This window comes from Dysgonomonas termitidis (assembly GCF_042654545.1).
GTDB lineage: Bacteria > Bacteroidota > Bacteroidia > Bacteroidales > Dysgonomonadaceae > Dysgonomonas > Dysgonomonas termitidis.
The window spans coordinates 37,800-59,793 of sequence record NZ_JBHSGN010000076.1 but is presented as its reverse complement, the minus strand read 5'-3'; the positions used below and the strand labels follow the sequence as shown (position 1 = coordinate 59,793).

Genomic DNA, 21,994 nt, shown 5'->3' with positions numbered 1-21,994 from the left:
GTACTTATTTTAAAAGAGATGAACACTTTTGGCATTCATCTCTGTATTTTTTCTTAAGCTTCCTTCGCTTCCATCATCTCTAAAGCCATGTCCAAAATAGTGGTATCATCGAGTGAAACATAACCTCCGTCCGGCCCGGGTTCTATATGTACGCCACAACTTTGCCCTTTTTCGTAGCTATATCCCCCGAAGTAGTTCCAAACCGTTTCTACAGGAATTTGTAAAGTTTCAGCTATCTGATGTATGCTTCCATCCGGTAAACTATCCTTGATTTTGCGAAGCTCTGAAAATGTAATAACTCTAGTCATACTCTCTAAGTTTTAAATGGTAAATGATTAGGAATATGTTCTAAAGTTATAAAATTCTTTTTTGAAAAACAATGGATTTTATGAAGGAATATCAAATATTGCGCTATATATAGCAATTGATGCTATCGTGAGCAATATTGCGCCAATAAGTATCTTTGCTCTTTCTTTGCTATAGACAGGTATTCTAACCTCCTCTTTAGGAACTTTCAGAATATACCGGCGAGAGGTTAAATAAACATAATACACCAAAAAGCCTATTAAAGCACCCCAAACAGCACCTCCGACAACATCGGAAATAAAATGAACTCCCAGATAAACACGGGAATACGCTGTAATGGTAGCCCATATTATCATTGTAATAGTTAGATATCTGTACCGGAACAACAGGGAGGTGAAAGCTACAACTCCGAATCCATTGGCTGCATGATTGGATATAAACCCGTAACGTCCTCCGCGATATCCTTTTACTACTTCCACAAAGGCTTCAAAATCGGGATGATGTGTGGGCCGCAATCGCTCAAAATAGGGTTTGATAAGGTTCGCCGAAACAAAGTCACATAAAACTCCGACTAATACGGCACAAATAAGAAGCAACAGGGCTTCCCTCCATTTTATTTTATACACAAATACGGCCAGACCGGTTATAGCTAGAGGTAACCAGATAAGTTTACCGCTATATATCCACATAAATGTGTCCCAATAGTCAGTATGATGCTCGTTGAGCCATAGAAATAAATTCCGTTCGTATGGCAATATCTTTTCTACAAGGCTCATCAGAAGTTTCTCATTTTAAAGCAAATTATATTACTTCCAGCTTTTCGCGCTGAATCCAGCCCACACTGCCATTGTCTATTTCTATTTCGAGCCAGTTGCGGTCTTCTTTTGTTATATATACTTTTGTTCCGGAGTGTAATATGAATAACTCTTTGCTGTTAATATCCGGAGAACTGACCACGGATGCCGAACCGGCCATGATAACAGCGGTATCCCTGTGTTCGATCTTGTTCTTCTGTCCGAACGAAAATACATTTGCGAGTATGACCAAAACCAATGCCACTATTCCTATATAGAAAGCCGTTTTCTTCATGAAGACATAGCGGCTGAAGAAAAACATGGATAAGCATCCCATCAGTAAAAGGAATGAGACTACTGCTATGACGGCCCAGGTATTCGAACTGAATAAGTTCTGGACAGCCCTGAACCATATGTTGAGAAAGAATGTATCCGCAACCAGTATTTTATCTTCTATCTTTGTCGACAGATATTCAATATTGTGACGGGTATCCCTGTCCCCCGGATCGAGCAACAAGGCTTTTTCATAGTTCAGGCGGGCATGCGCCAAGTCATTCACCCTGAAATAAGCATTGCCTAAGTTATAATACAATTGGGCTGACTCCAGCCCTTTTTCCAATTGTTCATTCTTCCGGGTTTCCAGTATTTCAATGGCCTTACGGAAATCACCTTCATTGTAGGCTGTTGTAGCCGGGTCGGAAGAAGTTCCGGGTTGCTGTTGGCTTCCTGTCACAGTTGCCGGCGAATCACTCACAACCGGGACCGAATCCTGTGCATAAGCGACAGAATATATAGCGAATATGAATAGGCAAGATAATATGATTCGTTTCATCAGACCTTATTTTATTTTCTTAATTGTACTTTCCATTTTACCGATAGCATCTACTGTATTGTTGTACAGGTCATCCATTGCGTGCCCGGATTCGGACGGAGCATAACGGGCAAATTCCCCTGTATCCAGTATATTAATAAACTGGCTTATAAGATCATCGCCCACACCGTATTTCAATAATTCAATTTCAATATTTTCCCTGTTCAGGTCTGCAACCGGGATCGTCAGCTTGTCACTCAGATAACCCCATACTGCGCGCAGGATTTCCTCATAGAAACTATCTTTCTGTTGCATCTGCAAATATTTCTTAGCCAGTTTAAGACGCTTTGTCGCCACCTTATTCGCTTTCCTGGTACGCATCATAGCGATATCGGCATTCGCCTTTATCTGTTTCCTGTATATTATAGTAAATGCAATAAACAGCACTAACGGAATCAGATACCACAGAAGATATGTAAGGGAGCCTACAAAGAAACTTTGAGGGTCTGTAAATGAATAGTCCCCTGTTTTAAGATAACGGATATCCTGCTCCATTTCCAGTTCTCTCTGGCTCGAATAACTGGTAGACACATTCTTTCCCGCATTTGGGTCCTTATCTACATCCAGTGTGTATGATGGGGATGAAACGGTTTTATAAGAACCGCTTCTGGTGTCGAAGTAGGAAAATTCGATGGCAGGTATTGTAAATTTACCCGGATAACGGGGAATAAACATATACTCTATTGATTTTGTACCCGACAAACCATTCTCGGTTAACTTAAAATCATTCTTTACATTCGGATCGTAAGTTTCAAAATCTTTAGGGAACTTGACTTCAGGATTCTTTATAAGTTTCAGGTTTCCCGTTCCCGTTATGTCCAGCTTGATAGTGACAGCGTCGTTTGCCTTAATTTTTTCTGCGGATATAGACGGTTTGAACGAAAAGTCTCCCACTCCTCCCGAAAAATTAGCGGGTTTATTTTGTATCGGAAGCGCAGATACATCGACCGTGACAGGTGTTGTCTTCAATGTTTTTTTAGCCTCGGTCATCACCTCCTGAGTACCGAAGAACGTCTGCACTTTTTTACCTGAAGCCACTTCAAATACGATTTCCATTGTACCCGACGGTATCGTCATTTTACCCGACCGTTGAGGGAACAAGAGCGTTTTCTTTACATCTACAGTATAATAGTTGCGTCCGTTATAATGCTCCAAAGCCATTTGGCGATTTGCCGGAAGCTCGAAATCCTCTGTCATGAAGCCTTCAAATTCAGGAAATTGGATCTTCCCTACATCCCTTATATTCAGTACTGTGTAGAAGCGGAATGTGACAGTCACCGCTTCCTGTTCTTTTACCTTAGTTTTAGAGAATATCGCCCTTACGAAAGCATCATTCGGATTGACATTTCCGGCTGTAGAAGAAGATGTTGTCGGCTTTACCTGCTGCCCGGGCTGTTGCGGCTGAGCATTCTTATCGGGAGGTAAGACCTTTATCTGGGCAGTATTCGATTTATAATTGCTGCCTCCTACTTTTACCGATGCCGAAGGTAAGGTAAAGGTACCTTCTTCTTTTGCCAACAATAGGTATGTATAGGTTATATTACTCTCCGAAGTCACTTTCCCATTGATGTTCGAAGAACTATACATTTGCGAAACAGATGGCCCGTAAAGTACGTCAAAACCTTTTATCTCATCCGGCACATGAATTTCCCGGCCTTCACCACCTTTCAATACATACTGCAGCTGGATTTGCGCACCCTTCACTGTAGAAGCAGGGGCACTGATAACAAAGGTGATGTTATCAGCGCATATGTTTGAAATGCTTATGAGTAATAATGTCAATAAAATCAAATACTTTTTCATTACTCTATTTACTCTTTTTCGTTAGGTCTATTTTTTTATTCAGAATACAAAAATAATAACTTTAAGGTCTCAGACCTACTTATTGACTACACTTTGTTCCGTCGAACGTTGTTTGTCCATCTAAATATAGCATCGGTCGAAAGTCATAACTTTAAAGTGTAATATTAAATATCAACGTTTACTTATATTGCTTTCAGGTCTTGTACCCGTATTATTACGGGCTCTATTATTAAAGACTTTTCACTTCTGATCGTCTCATCGTACACGTCTCCCCACATATCTCGTACTCTTCTGCCTGTCGGGGTAGAATATTCTACTGATATCTGCCCTTCGGGAATAGTCATCTGTCCCTGATTACGTGGCTGAAGTATTAAGCGCCTAAGTTCGACTACCTTATAGGTCTTGCCATTCACAACTTCATCTGTAAAGGTTTGACGCGAACGTGTTATATTGGTTGTATAAAAATCTTTCACAACAGGAAAATCCGCACTTATTATACGCTTAACCTCTTTAGTTGTATATAGCTTATAAGTCAGCGTCAATGTATCTGACAAATTTACACTTGTTCTGGATACGGTTGTTTTTACAAAAGCATCGACTTCGTCCGCAACTTCTTTTGGCGACTTCACTTCTACTTTGACGGACTCCGCTTTATATTTCTTGCTGTTTACCGTTATTTCAGCTCTGGGCAATGTATATTTCCCGTCTTTAGAGGCTTCCAGATAATAGGAAGATGTGGTCATATATACAGTCACTCGTTTACCATTATTAAACCTGACTGCCCTCGACGATGATACAGAAGGGCCATATAATATGGTGAAGCCCTCCATATTCTTTATTATTACCGGCTCTCTTATATCATTATCGCTTTCAACTATATAGTCCACTCTGAATTGTTCCCCTGTGAACACTGTTTCGGGCGCTTTTACATTTACCTTGACACTCTGGCCTATAGCCACCGACAGAAAGGGGAATAGTAATACAACTGACAAGCAGAACCGGCAAATTGAATAGCTATATCCTTTTCTCTTCATTACCAGTCTTTATTTTGCTTTCTGTTATTTTCGTTCTTCTGTTTTCGCTCCTGAGCTTTAGCCTGTTTTACACGTTCCTGTGTTTCTTTCTCGTCTTGTTCCAAAGCCTGAAGTATCTGTTGCATATTTTGCTGCGACATTTGGTTCTGATCCTGCTTCTGGTCCTGCTTATCCTGCTTAGGGTCCTGTTTCGGATCTTGCTTGGGATCTTGTTTCGGATCTTGCTTTTGATCCTTATTCTGATCTTGCTTATTATCTTTATTCTGGTCTTTGTCCTGATCTTCTTTATCTTTTATCATTTTCTGAACCACAGCCAGGTTGTACCGTGTTTCTTCATCTTTAGGATTCAGGCGCAGGGCATTTTTATAGGCTTCCATCGACTGCTTCAGATTATCCGCCTGTTGCCCTCCCCCCTGTTGAGGCTGACCTCCCTGTGCCATCTGCATTTGCTGTCCTTTTTCATTCCCTTTCTTTTTCAGGAATGTATTACCCATATTGCTCCAGGCAGAGCCCATTTTTGTTTCATCTTCATTCTCCAAGGTCAGATAATGCTGGTATTCTTTCAGCGCGTCATCCCATCTCTGCTGCTTATAATATGTGTTAGCCAGATTGAAAGAAGCTTCTTTCGAACTTGCATTTTCTTTCAGCGCATTGCTGTATTCGGTTTCAGCCGCGCCATATCGTTGTTCATTATATGCCTTATTCCCTGTTCGTACAGCTTTTCTAACCCCCTTCTGGGCGGATAGGCCGATAGTTACAAACACTAATAATGTTATAAATATAATTTTCTTCATCATCTTGTCCACATTCTCAATTATTTAAACAGCCTGATATTCCGGAATATCCTGTTCTTCTTATCAAACACACATATCTCCAGTAGAAGCAGCGCCAGCATAACCCATGCGAAAATCTGATATTTTTCGTCGTATTCGGAATATGCGATTCCATCTATTTCTTTTTTCTGCAATTTTTCCAACTCCGCTTGCAGGCTTTTCAGCGCACTGTTCGAATTATCAGCATGTGCATAAAGCCCTTTTCCGGCCTTTGCTATCTGGCGGCACATCTCTTCATTCAGCTTTGTCACGACCGGCTGCCCCTGAGTATCACGTTTCATATTATTAGAACCCGGCGATACAGGAATCATTGCACCTTCGGTAGTACCTATGCCCACAACATTTACATGCACACCCTTCTCAGCTGCCCGCGTTGCGGCTCCTTCCGCGTCGCCTTCATGTCCTTCACCATCGGTAATCAGAACAATAGCCTTGTCTATATCCGTATCGTTAGAAAAGCAACTCATGCTGATATCTATCGCACTGCCGATTGCAGTTCCCTGAACCGGTACAAGACTGGGATCAATCGTTTCCAGAAACAATTTAGCTGACTGGTTATCAGGAGTAAGCGGCAACTGTATAAAAGCTTCTCCGGCAAATACGACTATAGCCACTTTATCATCCCTGCGTTCATCGATAATGCGGGTCAGCATTTGCTTTGCCTTGGCTAACCTGCTCGGTTTTATATCTTCAGCCATCATCGAATTAGATACGTCTATGGCAATAACCAGTTCTATTCCTTTCTTGTCGACCTTCTCCACTTTTGTTCCAAACTGCGGGCGTGCAAGAACGACTATACCAAAACCTATGGCAACAAGTATAACCCAGAATTTCAGATATGAACGTTTCAATGAAAGTTCAGGCATCATTCTTTTTACCAATGCAAGTGTTCCCAGTTTTTCCACACTTTTCCTTTTCCTTATATTCAGGAAAATAAAGCCTATCACAAAAACGGGTATGGCAAAAAACAAATACAAATATTCAGGATTCCCAAATTTAAACATACTATTTTGCAATTACGAGTTACAAGTTACGAGTTACAAGCTTTAATACGTTATAACCAAACCCTTAGCCCATCATCATTCTTAATTTTTAATTCTTAATTATCTCATGGTATATTCCTCAACCATGTACGGCGAAGAACCAGCTCCAGGCCAACCAACGCTAATGCGAAAATGGCAAATGGCAGGTAAAGTTCTTTACGCTTGGTTACAGTATTTACACTTATATGGGTTTTTTCCATTTGATCTATCTCATCATAAATCGCACTCAGGCTGGTATTGTCCGTTGCGCGGAAGTATTGCCCTTTGGTAATAGCTGCTATCTCCGTCAATGTACGCTCGTCAAAGTCGCCTGACACCTGCATAGTCTGCAAGCCGTAAGGTGTCATTATCCTTGCTGTAGATGTCCCTCTGGAACCAATTCCTATGGTATAAACACGTATATCATAAGACGCTGCCAGTTCTGCTGCCGTTAAAGGTGCAATTTGTCCGGCATTATTGGAACCGTCAGTTAAAAGTATTACAACCCGCGATTTGGACTTACTGTCTTTCAAGCGGTTCACAGAGTTGGCCAAACCCAGTCCGATGGCAGTACCATCCTCTATCATGCCGAATTTAACCTCTGTAAGTAAGTTCAACAATACCTTGTGATCCGTTGTCAACGGGCATTGGGTAAAGCTTTCCCCACCGAATATGACCAGACCGATCCGGTCGTTAGGCCTGTCGTTAATAAACTCGGCGGCAACCTTCTTAGCCGCTTCGAGACGTGTAGGAGAAAAATCCTGCGCCATCATCGTACCCGAAATATCGAGAGCCATTACAATATCAATCCCTTCAGAGTTCGATACATCCGAAGAATTGACACTCTGCGGACGGGCCAGGACAATTATAACTAACGCGATTGCGACCACCCTTAGCAAAAACGGAAAGTGGCGCAGATAAACTCTTATTGTAGAGGGTGCCTTCTCAAAAGCAAAGCCTGAAGACATCTTAAATGTAGCCTGCATCTTCCTCAACTTAATGATGTACCACACAATTAGCGGTATCAGCAATAAGAGCAAGTATAAATATTTCGGATTGGCATATACTATATCCATCATATATCTTTAGCTTTGTTTTTTATCTTCTTTGTTTTCTTTTTCATTCGAGACTTGATTCTCTGCCAGATTATCCTTTTGTTCTTCCATTGTCTGCCTTTCTTCTATCTTAGTCTGATTGACAAACAGGTAAGCGTTAACCAGGCTCAGGTCGTTTTCGTCGGCAAACGGAGTATATTTGGCAAACTTGACCAGATCGGCCAACCTCAGTATCTGAGACAGGCCATCTGTTGCCGATTTTGTATCAGTAGCCAAATGTACGGAAGCGATAATATCCTCTGATATCATTTCCGGAGCATCTATATTGAATCGCCGGTCAATGTATTCGCGAAGAATATCTGTAAGTTCGGTATAATACTCTTTCTCCTGCCCTTTCTGCCATAGTTTAGAAGTCTTCAGCTTATCCAGTCCCTGTAATGCAATCACATGAGGAGGCAAAATAATTTTCGGGGTGAAGAAATAACCTTTATTCCTCTTCCGTATATAGAAGTAAAAGGCAAGCCCGATAAGGGCAAGGATCAATAGTATAATCAGAGGAATAAACAAATATTCAAGATAGTCCTGCCATACAAACGGCGGATCTTGCACTGTTTTTATATCCGATATCTGAAGCTTTTCAAAATCTATGGAATCAGTCTGGTGATTTTTCAATTGCTCCAGATATGCTAAAGACTGCTCCGACAATTGCGGTGCGGAAACTTTCAGCCCAAAATCGTTTGTACGAAGCGTATCCACACCATCCAACACCTGCATATAAGGTACATGGTAGAGTGTGGAATCGAACGAAGTCACGACATATTTCTGGCTGATGGTCATTACCTCTGTCATTACCGTATCCGGCTTCAGCATTTTCAGCACCTCGATACCTGTTATCAGCGTATCCGGATAGACAGGGAAGACGATATCCCGTCCTTTGGGGGCAATGACCTCTACATTAATGATTGCCTGTTCACCGATCAGGATATCCGATGGCTGTATTGTTGCCCTTACCGTCGACTTCTGCGCCGATAGCGAAAAACTCAGGCAGCAAAGCAAGCCAGGCAATAGTATATTTTTTAGTTTCAACATATTTTAGTTACGAGTTACAAGTTACGAGTTACAAGCCTTTTATAATTTATAACTCATAATTCATAATTATTCTTTTAGCTTCTCTTCTTAAACAAGGCCATCAATGCCTTTACATAATCCTCATCGGTACGGACAGAAACACTATCGACCTTACTCCGGTTGAATGATGTCTGCATATTCTCCTGTTGTTTTTTCCACCAGTCCTGATATACCTGGCGTACCCTTCTGGACGAAGTATCTACCCAACGTTCCGTTCCGGTCTCCGCATCCATAACCTTCATAAGTCCGACATCCGGAAGCTGGGTTTCGAGATTATCATAAACCTGCAAAGCAACGATATCGTGCTTACGATTGGCGATGGTCAGGGCGTTGTTATAATCCTGAACATCTACAAAGTCGGATATCATAAACGTCGTGCAACGCTTCTTGATAACATTCGTCAGATATTTCAAAGCCATTCCCACATCGGTTTTGGCACTATCTGCCTGAAAGTTTATGAGCTCCCGGATAATATACAGTATATGCTTCTTACCTTTCTTGGGAGGTATGAATTTCTCTATCTTGTCGGAAAAGAAGATCACCCCGATTTTATCGTTGTTCTGTATGGCTGAGAATGCGAGGGTTGCTGCAATTTCCGTAACCATATCGCGTTTCAGAGAGTTCCTTGTCCCGAAGTCCTGGCTGGCAGACACATCCACCAAAAGCATAACTGTCAGTTCACGCTCCTCTTCAAACACCTTAATAAAAGGCTTATTGTAACGGGCAGTCACATTCCAGTCTATATCGCGGATATCGTCTCCGTATTGGTATTCTCGTACCTCCGAAAAAGCCATACCCCTGCCTTTAAATGCTGAATGATATTGCCCTGCAAATATATTGCGGGACAAGCCACGGGTCTTTATTTCAATCTGACGTACTTTTTTTAGTAATTCGCTTGTTTCCATAAATTCAGTAAACAGTAAACAGTAAACAGTAAACAGTATCGTACACTATTTTCCGTCACTTTATTCTGGTTGTTTTTAGTATCGAAAATAATATCCTTGCGATTTCATCCACATCTTTATATATCTCTGTAAAAGCATCAATCTCCAAGTAATTAGTATCCTTAAGTAAGGATAACCAGTATTTAGTTTCCAGCACTTCTTTGTATGCAATACCCATTTTTGCAGAAAAATCAGCATGCGATATTGCACCGTTAGCTTCAGCAACATTTGCACCAATAGATGTTCCACATCTAAGTATTTGTTTCGACAAGATATATTCATTCTTTCCGTTTAAGGATTTATGCAATCCTACAATTTTTATCGCAAATGAATAAGCCTTCTCATAAACTATACTATCTTTTTGAATCATCTCAGTACTGATTACTGCTTACTGTCAACTGTTTACTGATCAAGGTACTTCAATCTTATTTAAGATTTCGCTGATGATCTCATCGGAATTCGTATTATTGGCTTCCGCTTCATATGTCAGTCCGATACGGTGGCGCAATACGTCGTGGCATACTGCACGGATATCCTCTGGGATAACGTAGCCTCTACGTTTGATAAACGCGTATGCACGTGACGCCAAAGCCAGACTGATAGATGCACGCGGAGAGGCTCCGAAACCGATCATCCCTTTCAGCGATGTCAAGCCGTTTTCTTCCGGAAAACGTGTTGCAAATACAATATCGACAATATATTTCTCTATCTTTTCATCCAGATAAACATCTTTCACCACTTCTCGGGCTCCAATGATTTCATCCGCTTTCATTACCGGAGTTAAATTTCCATAGTCTCCTGTCAGGTTGTTTCTCAGGATTAATTTTTCCTCTTCTTTCTTCGGGTAATTTATCACTACTTTCAGCATGAAACGGTCTACCTGCGCTTCCGGAAGCGGATAAGTACCTTCCTGCTCAATAGGGTTCTGAGTTGCCATCACCAGGAATGGGGACGGTAATTTATATGTCTTTTCCCCGATCGTCACCTGGCGTTCCTGCATGGCTTCGAGTAAAGCACTCTGTACTTTGGCAGGAGCACGGTTTATTTCATCTGCCAATACAAAATTTGAAAATACAGGCCCGTGTTTTACGAAGAACTCTTCGTTTTTCTGGCTGTAAATCATTGTACCGATAACATCGGCAGGCAATAGGTCCGGAGTAAACTGTATACGGCTGTATTTAGCATCGATCAACGACGCCAATGATTTTATAGCCAGTGTTTTTGCCAATCCCGGCACCCCTTCAAGAAGGATATGCCCATCGGCTAAGAGACCGATCAGGAGTGATTCCACAAGATGCTTCTGTCCTACAATCACCTTGTCCATCCCCATTGTGAGAGACTCTACAAATGAACTTTTACTTTGTATCCTTTCGGTAAGTTCTCGAATGTCAACTTGCGCCATACTTTTATTCTATTTTGCGTTTATATTTATTGTTTGATTTTTCTCAAATATAATTAGTAAACTCAGATTAACCCAAGATATTTTACGGGTAAAACACTCCTATTTTACTAAGCACGACAAAAATAGAAATGTTAAATCTGAAAACCGATAATTCGGAGTTAAAAAAAATTAAGCGGAACGAAGTATTTAAACCGACAAATTAAATAGTGTACAGCACATACATCATATTATTAATTTAAGGGTTTTAATATCCCGTTCAGTTACGAAATTCTCAATTGAAAAGGCTTTCTAAAAACGGCCTTATCCCGGCTAAGAAAAACTCAACCGCTATTACCATCACTATAAGTCCCATCAGACGCATCATTACATTGATACCGGTTTCGCCAAACCGTTTTATCAGTTTCGATGAACTGATAAGAATGAGATAAGTAACCAGTAACATAAGGCATAACGCCACCACAAATACAACTTTCAGCAATATACTGTCGGCATCTTCCATCAAAACAATAGCATTCGTTATCGCTCCGGGCCCGCACAGCATAGGTATGGCAAGCGGCGTGATAGCAATATCTTTGATTGTCTGTTTTATTTCCGAGCCTTTAGCTTTAATCGGAGACAGGCGGGCATTAAGCATATCGAAACCGACAACGAAGAAAATCGCGCCTCCTACTATCCGGAAACTGTTGACGGATATACCAAATACCCTGAACAGGAACTGTCCGGAGAAAGCAAAGACCAATACAATAATGAGTGAAACCAATACAGCCCGTTTTGCCACGGCAACCCTGTCTTTCGGCTCCATGTCGGAAGTAAGCCCGAGAAAAACAGGCATCGCGCTAATAGGGTTTATAAGGGTAAAGAAAGATGTAAAGACCAATAGTCCGTAGGTTAACAATTCATTCATATTCTTATTTTTCAACAAAGATATATCAAGCCTCAACATATCCGGTACATTTCCCGGATTTTGTATAAAAATTGTACATCCGTTCTTTCTGCCGGCACTATAATGATAAATGTTTTCCGCATTTATACTGTTTTGTACCGATTAATTTCAGAAACACCTTACCTTTGTTAGGTCTGACTAACAAATAGCAGAAGAATGTATGCTAATAAGTCAAAATTCACTATAATTTCATTTTGAAGCAAAAAATCTTCCATAGAATTTAGTATATTTGTACCGCTTTTAAGGATAGGAAATCCAAGCAAACAACATATTGATAATCAATTATATTAATTATATTTAATTACAGACAATCATGATTACAATTGACAAATTCAATTTTTCAGGAAAGAAAGCGTTCGTCAGAGTTGACTTCAATGTACCTCTGGATGCAGATTTCAACATCACAGACGACACCCGTATCCGTGCAGCTATGCCGACCCTAAAGAAAATCATAGCCGACGGCGGTAGCCCGATCATCGCATCTCACCTTGGACGCCCTAAAGGTGTAGAAGAAAAATATTCACTGAAACATATTCTTGCCCATGTATCCAAACTTCTTGGAGTCGATGTACAATTCGCTAACGACTGTGTAGGCGAAGAAGCCGGTATAAAAGCGGCCGCCCTTCAACCGGGCGAAGCTCTTTTGCTTGAAAATCTTCGTTTCTATGCCGAAGAGGAAGGCAAGCCACGCGGTTTGGCTGATGATGCAAGCGATGAAGTAAAAGTTGCTGCTAAGAAAGCAATCAAAGAAAGCCAGAAAGAATTTACAAAGACACTTGCTTCCTATGCGGATGTTTATGTAAATGACGCTTTCGGAACTGCTCACCGTGCACATGCTTCCACTGCACTTATTGCTGATTATTTCGATGCAGAACACAAAATGTTCGGCTATCTGATGCAAAAAGAGATCGACGCTGTAGAAAAAGTAATGAAAGACACTGCACGTCCGTTCACAGCAATTATCGGAGGATCAAAAGTGTCTTCTAAAATAGATATTATCGAAAACCTGCTTGACAAGGTGAATAACCTTATCATCGGCGGTGGTATGGCTTTCACATTCGAAAAAGCGAATGGTGGCAAGATCGGTAATTCTCTTTGCGAAGATGACAAGCTGGAATTAGCCAAAGACATTATGGCGAAAGCTAAAACCAACGGTGTAAACCTTGTTATAGCAAGTGACGCCAAGCTTGGTGACAAATTTGCTAACGATGCCAATACACAGTTTGCCGATGCCGGCAATATCCCCGACGGATGGTCTGGTTTCGACATAGGGCCTAAAGGTGAAAAAGAATTCACAGATGTAATCATGGCTTCCAAAACTATCCTTTGGAATGGTCCTGTGGGTGTATTCGAATTCGACAATTTCGCTCATGGTACCGAAACTGTTGCCAAAGCGATTGCTACTGCAACCAAAGCCGGAGCTTTCTCTCTTGTAGGTGGCGGGGACTCTGTTGCTGCTGTTAACAAGTTCAACCTTGCCGATCAGGTATCTTATGTATCTACTGGCGGTGGTGCATTGCTTGAGTTCATCGAAGGAAAAGTTCTTCCGGGAATTAAAGCTATCAGAGGATATTAATATCCAACGCTTATATATGAAGGTCCGTACATTCCTGTACGGACTTTTTTATTTCATTTTCAATTTATTTTTTTTAACTTTGGAACAACCTAAACAACAAAAACATGAAGAAAAAAATTAATGCCCTGCTTCTATGTTGCCTATTCTTATTCTTCACAGGATGTTCCAATGACGATGATCTTATAGTAGATGAACCTGAAGAAAAACAGGAAGAAGTCAACCCGATGGACGCATTTACCCCCCTTAAATCAAAATCAGCTACAAATAAAAAAGATTTGTTAGGAAAGGGTTATGATTATACAGGCTCATATGCAAGCGATCTATCAGTAAAAGAGTCCATCATCGACATGGAGAAATACCTGGCTGAGGAGTCGGGCCGTTACTATAAAATGGGATGCTTTGAAAGTTCTAACTTTACGGTTTCCGGTTCCACTGCATGGCGTTATACGAAACATCTTACAAATATATCCAATGACAGCTATTGGAATCTGATACCCGATAATATTGCCGCTTTCTCGGGTGTAATCCTTGATAATGAAATGCTGTATAACAAAAAGGATGAAAATAAAGAAGATTACTCATTTGCAAGCATCCACTATTATTACTATTGGTACAGGCACTCGCTAAACACCGGGCCTAAATATCTATATGATTATCTGACAACGGATTTCACGAATGACCTCACTTCTTTGCCTTCAAACAAAATCATTGAAAAATATGGTACTCATATTATTATTGAGTATGTTACAGGGATGCGTCTGGATTTAATATATAGGTCTAAGGTAGATAAATCGGGTTATGTGAGCCCAGAGTATGATGGTACATACTACACAGAACAGTATGTCGAAGATGGAATAAGGCACACTGTCAGGAGTATTGGCTATTGGCCTAATGGGCCGGGTAATCCGCCAGATGAAAACAATGTAAAACTAAATGGTATTCCTATCCTCTATATTGAAAACCATGGAGGTGACAATAGCCTGATACCATCCGGAGTCTACAATCTACAGAAACAATATCCACAATTAAACATCAACAAATGGTTTCAATCTTTAACCGAAGATAATACTGCCCTTGTAGACTTGAATTTAGACAAACTTATTCCTATATATGAGCTTGTAACAGATGAACTGAAGAAAACAGAATTACAAAATGCAATAGAAAAATATATCAAAGACCGACAGATTGTTTTCGAGTAAACAAAATAATAATTCTTATGAAAGCCTGCATAATTAATTATCAGGCTTTTCTTTTATCTCTTAAAAACTTAAACATTGCCCGTTCCCCTCCCGGATAAGTTTGACGATTAATAATTTAATCCGCTTTTTATTTTATCAACTGTATATTGTTAGAAAGTAACAAAGGTAACAGAAATCAATGTACCGATTAATCAATTTGCCGATGTGCCAATGTTTTTAACGAAAAATGAAGAACGAAAAATATTCTTAAACGAAAAGTGAAGAATGGATAACAAAAAATACTTTTAAACGAAGAATGTTTTTCACTTATCACTTTTAGTTTAAAACATTTGCTAATATGCTAATTTTAACTACACTTCGTTCCGTTGAACGATGTTTCAAATTTGCTAATTAATTTTTTCAAAGAACTATCAACTATCAGCTGACAGCCAAAAGTTATATATAGATAAACTTTTCGTACTTTTGTTACCTTATAATAAACTTACAAATGATAATATTCAATACGACTTTTCATGTAGAAGACGATGTTTGCGGCGATTATATTAGCTACATGAAAGAAACATATATCCCGAAAGCGGCTACCAGCGGATTCCTGCATGAACCGCGATTCGCCCGTATCCATGCGCAACATGAAGAAAGCGGCAGCAGTTATTCCCTGCAATTCAAGGTAAAAAATGTAGATACACTCAACCACTGGTTTGAGACAGAAGGTCTGGATTTACAAAAAGAAATTACGGTACGCTTCGGGAATAAAGCTCTGGGATTTGTTACATTACTGGAAGAAATCGAATTATAATGATAGAAAAGGAAAGGATCATTCTGGGTATCGACCCGGGAACCCAGGTAATGGGGTATGGCGTTCTCCGGGTGGTGAATAACAAACCTGAGATGCTGGCTATGGGTATACTCCAGTTAAGTAAGTATGATGACCATTATCTCAAGCTTCGCCGTATTTTTGAGCGGATAATCGGCCTGATTGACGAATTCTTACCTGACGAACTGGCCATTGAGGCTCCCTTTTTTGGAAAGAACGTGCAAAGTATGCTCAAGCTAGGCCGCGCTCAGGGCGTAGCTATGGCTGCTGCTTTATCGAGGGATATTCCCATTTTTGAATATGCACCATTGAAAATAAAGATGTCGATTACCGGAAACGGAAGGGCGGCTAAAGAACAGGTTGCCTATATGTTACAAAATTTTCTGAAAATACCTGATGAAAATATGCTGCCACAGATGGATGCCACCGACGGATTAGCGGCTGCAGTTTGCCATTTTTTCCAAACAAACAACCCTTCTCAGGAAGTAAAATTTACAAGTTGGAAAGATTACATAAATAAAAATCCGGGAAAAGTGAAAAAATAGACAACTCATATGATATACGAAGATCTGAAAACAATAGAATACGGCAGAGCGTGGGACTATCAGCAGCAGCTATTCGCAGAGGCTTTATCCTGCAAGGATAAAGGCACCAGACCCGAAAGTCATCTGCTTTTCTGCGAACATCCCCATACCATCACAATCGGTAAACATGGCAAACAGGAGAATCTACTCTTTCAGGAAACTTATCTGAAAGAAAAAGGAGTATCACTTTTCCAAATAGACAGGGGAGGTGATATTACCTACCATGGTCCTGGACAACTCGTGGGTTATCCGATATTCGATCTGGAAGCTTATGGTATAGGCCTACGTCAATATATCTTTAACGTAGAAGAAATTATTATCCGGCTTCTTCAAACTTATAATATCCGGTCGGAACGCCTCAATGGTGCAGCTGGTGTATGGTTAGATACAAATATCCCTTCAAAAACACGGAAGATAGCTGCCATTGGAGTACGTAGCAGCCGCTTTGTCACCATGCACGGATTTGCGCTGAATGTAAATACCGATTTATCTTTTTTCTCACTTATTAATCCTTGTGGCTTCATAGACAAAGGAGTAACTTCGATGGAGAAGGAGTTGGGGTATAAAGTAGATATGGAGGAAGTAAAAGAAAAAGGGAAAAATTTATTTGAAGCACTCTTTATCGAACAGATTGTTTAATAAACGTTTAACTAATTTTAGTTTCTCAATTCCAAACTTAACCGTGGCTTAATCGTTTCGTAATACACTTCTCATACTTTTGACGAAACAAAAAATGTAAAGGGATGGATATAAAACGATTGGGAGCCATCGACATAGGCTCCAATTCGGTACGTCTGCTGATTACAGATGTACTCGACTATCATGGCAAAGCAATCTTCAAGAAAGATTCCTTAATACGCATACCACTAAAATTAGGAGAAGACACATTCTCCAACGGATCGATCAGTGAGCAGAAAAAAGAGAAACTCGCTATACTGATGCAGTCTTTCTATGGACTTATTCAGGTAAATGATGTGGAAAAATGGCGTATCTGTGCTACATCAGCCATCAGGGAAGCTACAAACGCCAATGAAGTACTGGATTATGTATATGCCAGATCAGGCATCGAAATTGAGATAGTGGACAGTAAAGAAGAAGCCCGCTTTATACTGACCAACAGCATAGACGAACTTCTGGAAGAGAACCGGGCATACATATACACCGATGTAGGAGGCGGAAGCACCGAAATGGTTATATTCCATCAAAATAAAGAGATCGCCACGGAAGGATTCAAGCTGGGAACTTTACGCAATTTGTCTCAGGATGAGGAAAGGGCTGAATGGGAGAGGATGAAAGACTGGTTGTCCGAATACTGCAAAGATTTTGTAAAAATATCCCTGATAGGCTCAGGAGGCAATATTAATAAGCTGGACTCCCTGCTTCGCCGCTGTGGACGCATAAGACGGGAAGAACTCGTTAGTTTTTCGTGTAAACTGAGAAAGATGAGTTATGAGGAACGTCTCCTCAAATATAATATAAACCTGAACCGGGCTGATGTTCTCCTTCCGGCCATCGATATATACCTGCGCATAATGAAGCTGGCACGGGCTCTGGTTATCGAAACACCCATAATCGGTGTAGCCGACGGTATAATCAAAGATTTATACCTGAGAAATTATATGCCCGCATCAACACCCGATATCCAGGAAGTTTCTCAGCCTCAGGCAAGAGGAAAACAGCCCGCTTAACTGTTTATTCATAGGACCTTAACAGCGCTGTCACAATATATTTATTCTTTTGTTAACGATAAAAAAGAATAGATATGAATCAAAAAAAACATCACAAGACCATCGTTTTATCGGACATACATTTAGGTTCGAAATGGTCGAAAGCAAAAGAAGCTACAAAGTATTTGAAAGAAAATACATGTGACACGCTCATCCTGTGCGGTGACATCATCGACGGATGGCAACTCATGCGCGGTAAAAAAGCAAAATGGAAAAAACGCCACAGTAACTTTATAAAACTATTGCTGGATATTCAACACGATACAAAAATTATTTATCTGAGAGGGAATCACGATGACTTCCTGGACCGTATCCTGCCTCTCCAGTTCCAGAATATAAAGATTGTAAAAGATTACATACATACGAGCAACGGCAAGCGTTTCTATGTAATACACGGCGACGTATTCGACATGGTAACCAGCCGTTACAGCTGGTTGTCGAAAATCGGCGATGTAGGTTATACCCTCCTCATGTGGGTAAACAAATACTATAACAACAGGCGTTTGAAGAAAGGACTGCCTTATTATTCCCTTTCGCGTGAAGTAAAGAAAAGGGTAAAAGCATCCGTTTCCTACATCAGCGACTACGAGAAGCACATTGTGGAAATAGCTCGGAAGAAAAAATGCGATGGCGTTATCTGCGGACATATCCACCATCCGGAAAAGGCTTATTACGATGAAATATTATATCTCAATTCGGGTGACTGGGTAGAATCTTTATCCGCGCTGACTGAGGATTATGAAGGCAATTGGGAAGTAGTGATGTATAATCAGGAAGATAAAGTGGTGGAAGTTATGAAAGAGGATAAAGTTCCCGAAAAAGTAAAATTAGCCATATGAGATACCTATTCATCGTTCAGGGTGACGGCCGCGGGCATATGACACAAGCCATAGCCTTATCCGAAATACTGCGCCGCAACGGACACGAAGTCGTTGAAGTGCTGATCGGGAAAAGTAAAGTAAGGGAGATCCCGGATTTCTTCTATGAAAAGATCGGAGCAAAAGTCCGGGTTTTCGACACACTGTCTTTCAGTTTCAAAAAAGATAAAAAACATATACACCTGCTAAAAACGATACTATACAACATTACACCTAAAAGGCTCAGAAAGTATAAGAAAAGCATTGAGAAAATACACAGGCGCATAAAGAAAAACGAGCCGGATGTAGTAATTAATTTCTATGAAATACTGACTGGTTTTGCCCACTTACGTTTCAGTATGGATGTTCCCGTTATTAACATAGGTCATCAATACCTGCTTAAACATCCGGGATATACACATGGCAAAGGAGACGGACAGGGCATGATGTTTCTTCGCCTCCACACCCTGCTATGCGGAGTAGGAGCAACTAAAACCCTTGCCTTGTCATTCTATCCCATGAAGGATTATATACCGGAACGCATCGCCGTAGTCCCTCCACTACTAAGGAAAGAAGTTTTAGACCTTACACCCACAAAAGGAGACTACATACTGGGGTATATGCTGAATCACGGTTACGAGACCGAAGTCAGGACATGGCATGCTAAGTATCCCGACATTAATTTACATTTCTTTTGGGATAAGAAAGATGCAGGCAGAGAACAGCATATCGACAAAAATTTAACACTTCACACGATTGATGATGAAAAATTCCTTAACTTTATGAGCGGATGCCGGGGATATGTTACCACTGCCGGATTTGAGTCGGTATGTGAAGCCCTTTACCTCGACAAACCAGTAATGATGATTCCGGCTCATATAGAACAGGAAGTAAATGCCGCTGATACCGCATCTTTCGGAGGAGGGGTTATCGGGAACAATTTTAATATAAGTGTGTTATTGAATTATATGGAAACGAAAGAAAATTCAGACGGATCATTCCGGAAATGGGTGGATTCGGCTGAGGAAACCTTTCTCAGACACCTTACAACGCTTGTGTAATGATAAACAACAGAGATTTAAGCTGGCTTACTTTTAATGAACGTGTATTACAGGAAGCTCAGGATAAGAGTGTGCCTCTGATGCAACGTCTCCGCTTTTTGGGGATATACTCTAACAACCAGGATGAATTTATCAAAGTCCGGGTAGCCAATATTGTACGGCTGAGCCAGATAAAAGGGAAGAAAACACCCCGGTTTTCCGGAGGCTATACCGGCAGGGAACTACTACCGCTTGTAAATGCGGGAGTGTACTCGGGACAAAAAAAGTTTGCACATACCTACACAGAAGTTCTGGACGAAATGGAACAACAGGGGATATATGTTATCAATGAAAAACAACTGAACAGGAGACAGAAGCAATTCTGCCGCGACTATTTTTCTTCTGTTGTCAGCCAACGGCTGGTTCCCCTCATTTTAAAGAAAACAACACAAATACCGTTTTTGCAGGATAACAATATCTATCATGCCGTAAAGATGACTTCCGGCAAGAATTGCAAAAATCCGAGGTATGCTATTATCCAGATACCGGTAAGCAGTTCATGTCCCCGGTTCATCGTGCTGCCTTCGGTCAAAGACAGGAATGATATCATTTTCCTGGACGATATTATCCGGCTGTGCCTCGACGAAATATTTTTCATGTTCAATTACAAATATATATCGGCCTACACATTCAAACTGATGCGTGACGCGCAGCTGACCCTGGATGACGATATATCGAAAAGCCTGATAGAAAAGATGGAGGACGGATTACAAAACCGTCTGCACGGACAACCTGTGCGCCTGATTTACGACAAGGAAATGCCGGATGACTTGCTAGATATAATCGCCACTAAGTTGAGACTGAAAGGAAATGAAGGACTGGATGCCGGCGGCAGATACCATTTGATGCGTGACCTGATGAAATTTCCGAAAGTCCGTCCCGATCTGGAAAGTAAAAGCCCTGAGCCCTTACAGCATCCTGACATAAAAGCATTCTCGAGTATATTAAAAGTTATAAGCAGAAAAGACATTCTGCTTAATTATCCTTATCATACATTCAACCATTTTATCGACTTTCTCCGTGAAGCGGCTATAGACCCCAAAGTGGAAAGCATATATATAACGCTTTACCGTGTGGCAGAACGTTCGAAAGTGATAAATGCGCTGATAAATGCGGCGAAAAACGGAAAGAGAGTCGTCGTTCTGCTCGAACTACTTGCGCGCTTCGATGAAGAGCAGAATGTTGAATACTCCGAGCTGCTGCAAAAGGAAGGAATAAAAGTCATACATGGCGCAAATGGGCTGAAAGTGCATAGCAAGCTGGTATTGGTGCAGCGTAAAGATAGAGGATACGCCTATATCGGGACCGGTAATTTTAATGAATCGACAGCACAGATCTATGGCGATTTCGGTTTGTTTACATCCAATTCGCAAATAGTAGCCGATGCGGCGGCTGTTTTTGATTTTTTACTTAACACGCATAAACACTTTTCGTTCAAGCAGCTGATGATTTCCCCCTATTATATGAGAGAGCAATTTGAAGCACTGATAAAACAGGAAATAAAGAATGCCCAGAACGGTAAGAAGGCATATATACACGCCAAATTTAACAGTCTTACCGATGAGGACATGATAAGCCTGCTATATAAAGCCAGTCAGGCCGGAGTGGAAATACGCCTGATAGTAAGAGGCGCCTGCTGCCTGCAACCCCAGATAAAAGACCAGAGCGAAAATATCAGGGTTATCAGTATTGTGGATAAATATCTGGAGCATGCGCGGCTTGCTATTTTTCACAACGATGGCGATGAAAATATATATATCATGAGTGCCGACTGGATGACCCGTAATCTCGACCGCCGGGTCGAAGTCGGTACCCCCATCCTTGATAAAAAGATAAAAGAAACTCTAAAAGAATTCTTTAACATACAATGGTCCGATAACGAAAAAGCCCGGGACCTTACCATATTTGGAAGCAACGAATATGTAGAAAAAGAAGGCAATACCCCGTGCCGGTCACAAATGGCCCTATATGATTTTTATAAAAACCTGAATAAATAAACAAA

At 40.8% G+C, this 21,994-nt stretch carries 22 protein-coding genes; 9 read left to right on the top strand and 13 right to left on the bottom strand.

Features of this window, described 5'->3' with window-relative positions:
- Positions 1-53 precede the first annotated feature (53 nt).
- The 13 genes from ACFO6W_RS12265 to ACFO6W_RS12205 all read right to left on the bottom strand — a co-directional run bounded on the left by ACFO6W_RS12265 (position 54) and on the right by ACFO6W_RS12205 (position 12,096).
- Complete coding sequence (locus ACFO6W_RS12265; RefSeq protein ID WP_291108777.1) at positions 54-308, bottom strand: DNA-binding protein; 255 nt, start codon at positions 306-308, stop codon at positions 54-56.
- Positions 309-386: 78 nt separating this feature from the next.
- The gene (locus tag ACFO6W_RS12260; RefSeq protein ID WP_379996809.1) at positions 387-1,082 is read right to left on the bottom strand and encodes a phosphatase PAP2 family protein; all 696 of its coding nucleotides are present in this window, start codon (positions 1,080-1,082) and stop codon (positions 387-389) included.
- Between the two features lie 25 nt (positions 1,083-1,107).
- Positions 1,108-1,932 carry a tetratricopeptide repeat protein gene (locus ACFO6W_RS12255; RefSeq protein ID WP_379996807.1) on the bottom strand — a complete coding sequence of 275 codons (825 nt, stop codon included), beginning with the start codon at positions 1,930-1,932 and terminating at the stop codon, positions 1,108-1,110.
- Between the two features lie 6 nt (positions 1,933-1,938).
- Positions 1,939-3,774: a BatD family protein gene (locus tag ACFO6W_RS12250; protein ID WP_379996805.1), complete on the bottom strand. Its 1,836-nt coding sequence runs from the start codon at positions 3,772-3,774 to the stop codon at positions 1,939-1,941.
- A 182-nt stretch (positions 3,775-3,956) separates the two neighbouring features.
- The gene (locus tag ACFO6W_RS12245) at positions 3,957-4,808 is read right to left on the bottom strand and encodes a BatD family protein (protein WP_379996803.1); all 852 of its coding nucleotides are present in this window, start codon (positions 4,806-4,808) and stop codon (positions 3,957-3,959) included.
- Positions 4,808-5,605: a tetratricopeptide repeat protein gene (locus ACFO6W_RS12240; RefSeq protein WP_379996801.1), complete on the bottom strand. Its 798-nt coding sequence runs from the start codon at positions 5,603-5,605 to the stop codon at positions 4,808-4,810. Before ACFO6W_RS12240 ends, ACFO6W_RS12245 begins: the two co-directional genes overlap by 1 nt.
- A 17-nt stretch (positions 5,606-5,622) precedes the next feature.
- Positions 5,623-6,645 (bottom strand): vWA domain-containing protein, encoded by a 1,023-nt coding sequence (locus ACFO6W_RS12235; protein ID WP_379996799.1) that lies wholly within the window; start codon positions 6,643-6,645, stop codon positions 5,623-5,625.
- Between the two features lie 104 nt (positions 6,646-6,749).
- Positions 6,750-7,733, bottom strand: coding sequence for a vWA domain-containing protein (locus ACFO6W_RS12230; RefSeq protein WP_379996981.1), 984 nt, complete (start codon positions 7,731-7,733; stop codon positions 6,750-6,752).
- Positions 7,734-7,748: 15 nt separating this feature from the next.
- Positions 7,749-8,807, bottom strand: coding sequence for a hypothetical protein (locus ACFO6W_RS12225; protein ID WP_379996797.1), 1,059 nt, complete (start codon positions 8,805-8,807; stop codon positions 7,749-7,751).
- A 74-nt stretch (positions 8,808-8,881) separates the two neighbouring features.
- Entirely contained in the window at positions 8,882-9,751 is an 870-nt protein-coding gene (locus tag ACFO6W_RS12220; RefSeq protein WP_379996795.1) for a DUF58 domain-containing protein, read from the bottom strand.
- A gap of 55 nt (positions 9,752-9,806) precedes the next feature.
- Complete coding sequence (locus ACFO6W_RS12215; protein WP_379996793.1) at positions 9,807-10,160, bottom strand: four helix bundle protein; 354 nt, start codon at positions 10,158-10,160, stop codon at positions 9,807-9,809.
- A 39-nt stretch (positions 10,161-10,199) separates the two neighbouring features.
- A complete protein-coding gene (locus ACFO6W_RS12210; protein WP_379996791.1) occupies positions 10,200-11,192 on the bottom strand; it encodes an AAA family ATPase in 993 nt (330 codons plus the stop codon).
- A gap of 271 nt (positions 11,193-11,463) precedes the next feature.
- Entirely contained in the window at positions 11,464-12,096 is a 633-nt protein-coding gene (locus ACFO6W_RS12205) for a MarC family protein (RefSeq protein ID WP_379996789.1), read from the bottom strand.
- Positions 12,097-12,448: 352 nt separating this feature from the next.
- On the opposite strand from ACFO6W_RS12205, the gene ACFO6W_RS12200 reads away from it, so the two are divergent.
- The 9 genes from ACFO6W_RS12200 to ppk1 all read left to right on the top strand — a co-directional run bounded on the left by ACFO6W_RS12200 (position 12,449) and on the right by ppk1 (position 21,989).
- On the top strand, positions 12,449-13,711 hold the full coding sequence (locus ACFO6W_RS12200; RefSeq protein WP_379996787.1) for a phosphoglycerate kinase: 1,263 nt from the start codon (positions 12,449-12,451) through the stop codon (positions 13,709-13,711).
- Positions 13,712-13,815: 104 nt separating this feature from the next.
- Positions 13,816-14,910, top strand: a complete 1,095-nt coding sequence (locus ACFO6W_RS12195) for an MACPF domain-containing protein (protein ID WP_379996785.1) — start codon at positions 13,816-13,818, stop codon at positions 14,908-14,910.
- A gap of 487 nt (positions 14,911-15,397) precedes the next feature.
- Positions 15,398-15,706 (top strand): DUF4286 family protein, encoded by a 309-nt coding sequence (locus ACFO6W_RS12190; RefSeq protein ID WP_379996783.1) that lies wholly within the window; start codon positions 15,398-15,400, stop codon positions 15,704-15,706.
- Positions 15,707-15,708: 2 nt separating this feature from the next.
- A complete protein-coding gene (gene ruvC, locus ACFO6W_RS12185) occupies positions 15,709-16,269 on the top strand; it encodes a crossover junction endodeoxyribonuclease RuvC (RefSeq protein ID WP_291108828.1) in 561 nt (186 codons plus the stop codon).
- Between the two features lie 9 nt (positions 16,270-16,278).
- Positions 16,279-16,947 (top strand): lipoyl(octanoyl) transferase LipB, encoded by a 669-nt coding sequence (gene lipB, locus ACFO6W_RS12180; RefSeq protein WP_379996781.1) that lies wholly within the window; start codon positions 16,279-16,281, stop codon positions 16,945-16,947.
- A 104-nt stretch (positions 16,948-17,051) separates the two neighbouring features.
- A complete protein-coding gene (locus ACFO6W_RS12175; RefSeq protein WP_379996779.1) occupies positions 17,052-17,996 on the top strand; it encodes a Ppx/GppA phosphatase family protein in 945 nt (314 codons plus the stop codon).
- A 74-nt stretch (positions 17,997-18,070) separates the two neighbouring features.
- Positions 18,071-18,874 (top strand): UDP-2,3-diacylglucosamine diphosphatase, encoded by an 804-nt coding sequence (locus ACFO6W_RS12170; protein WP_379996777.1) that lies wholly within the window; start codon positions 18,071-18,073, stop codon positions 18,872-18,874.
- Positions 18,871-19,953, top strand: coding sequence for a glycosyltransferase family protein (locus ACFO6W_RS12165; RefSeq protein ID WP_379996775.1), 1,083 nt, complete (start codon positions 18,871-18,873; stop codon positions 19,951-19,953). Before ACFO6W_RS12170 ends, ACFO6W_RS12165 begins: the two co-directional genes overlap by 4 nt.
- Entirely contained in the window at positions 19,953-21,989 is a 2,037-nt protein-coding gene (gene ppk1, locus ACFO6W_RS12160) for a polyphosphate kinase 1 (RefSeq protein ID WP_379996773.1), read from the top strand. The genes ACFO6W_RS12165 and ppk1 overlap by 1 nt, the downstream gene beginning before the upstream one ends.
- The last annotated feature ends 5 nt before the right edge of the window (positions 21,990-21,994 follow it).

What these genes read in the sequence shown, in the direction of transcription:
- ACFO6W_RS12265 (WP_291108777.1), bottom strand. Translation starts at nt 308, where the DNA reads ATGACTAGAGTTATTACATTTTCAGAGCTTCGCAAAATCAAGGATAGT.
- ACFO6W_RS12260 (WP_379996809.1), bottom strand. Translation starts at nt 1,082, where the DNA reads ATGAGCCTTGTAGAAAAGATATTGCCATACGAACGGAATTTATTTCTA.
- ACFO6W_RS12255 (WP_379996807.1), bottom strand. Translation starts at nt 1,932, where the DNA reads ATGAAACGAATCATATTATCTTGCCTATTCATATTCGCTATATATTCT.
- ACFO6W_RS12250 (WP_379996805.1), bottom strand. Translation starts at nt 3,774, where the DNA reads ATGAAAAAGTATTTGATTTTATTGACATTATTACTCATAAGCATTTCA.
- ACFO6W_RS12245 (WP_379996803.1), bottom strand. Translation starts at nt 4,808, where the DNA reads ATGAAGAGAAAAGGATATAGCTATTCAATTTGCCGGTTCTGCTTGTCA.
- ACFO6W_RS12240 (WP_379996801.1), bottom strand. Translation starts at nt 5,605, where the DNA reads ATGATGAAGAAAATTATATTTATAACATTATTAGTGTTTGTAACTATC.
- ACFO6W_RS12235 (WP_379996799.1), bottom strand. Translation starts at nt 6,645, where the DNA reads ATGTTTAAATTTGGGAATCCTGAATATTTGTATTTGTTTTTTGCCATA.
- ACFO6W_RS12225 (WP_379996797.1), bottom strand. Translation starts at nt 8,807, where the DNA reads ATGTTGAAACTAAAAAATATACTATTGCCTGGCTTGCTTTGCTGCCTG.
- ACFO6W_RS12220 (WP_379996795.1), bottom strand. Translation starts at nt 9,751, where the DNA reads ATGGAAACAAGCGAATTACTAAAAAAAGTACGTCAGATTGAAATAAAG.
- ACFO6W_RS12215 (WP_379996793.1), bottom strand. Translation starts at nt 10,160, where the DNA reads ATGATTCAAAAAGATAGTATAGTTTATGAGAAGGCTTATTCATTTGCG.
- ACFO6W_RS12210 (WP_379996791.1), bottom strand. Translation starts at nt 11,192, where the DNA reads ATGGCGCAAGTTGACATTCGAGAACTTACCGAAAGGATACAAAGTAAA.
- ACFO6W_RS12205 (WP_379996789.1), bottom strand. Translation starts at nt 12,096, where the DNA reads ATGAATGAATTGTTAACCTACGGACTATTGGTCTTTACATCTTTCTTT.
- ACFO6W_RS12200 (WP_379996787.1), top strand. Translation starts at nt 12,449, where the DNA reads ATGATTACAATTGACAAATTCAATTTTTCAGGAAAGAAAGCGTTCGTC.
- ACFO6W_RS12195 (WP_379996785.1), top strand. Translation starts at nt 13,816, where the DNA reads ATGAAGAAAAAAATTAATGCCCTGCTTCTATGTTGCCTATTCTTATTC.
- ACFO6W_RS12190 (WP_379996783.1), top strand. Translation starts at nt 15,398, where the DNA reads ATGATAATATTCAATACGACTTTTCATGTAGAAGACGATGTTTGCGGC.
- lipB (WP_379996781.1), top strand. Translation starts at nt 16,279, where the DNA reads ATGATATACGAAGATCTGAAAACAATAGAATACGGCAGAGCGTGGGAC.
- ACFO6W_RS12175 (WP_379996779.1), top strand. Translation starts at nt 17,052, where the DNA reads ATGGATATAAAACGATTGGGAGCCATCGACATAGGCTCCAATTCGGTA.
- ACFO6W_RS12170 (WP_379996777.1), top strand. Translation starts at nt 18,071, where the DNA reads ATGAATCAAAAAAAACATCACAAGACCATCGTTTTATCGGACATACAT.
- ACFO6W_RS12165 (WP_379996775.1), top strand. Translation starts at nt 18,871, where the DNA reads ATGAGATACCTATTCATCGTTCAGGGTGACGGCCGCGGGCATATGACA.
- ppk1 (WP_379996773.1), top strand. Translation starts at nt 19,953, where the DNA reads ATGATAAACAACAGAGATTTAAGCTGGCTTACTTTTAATGAACGTGTA.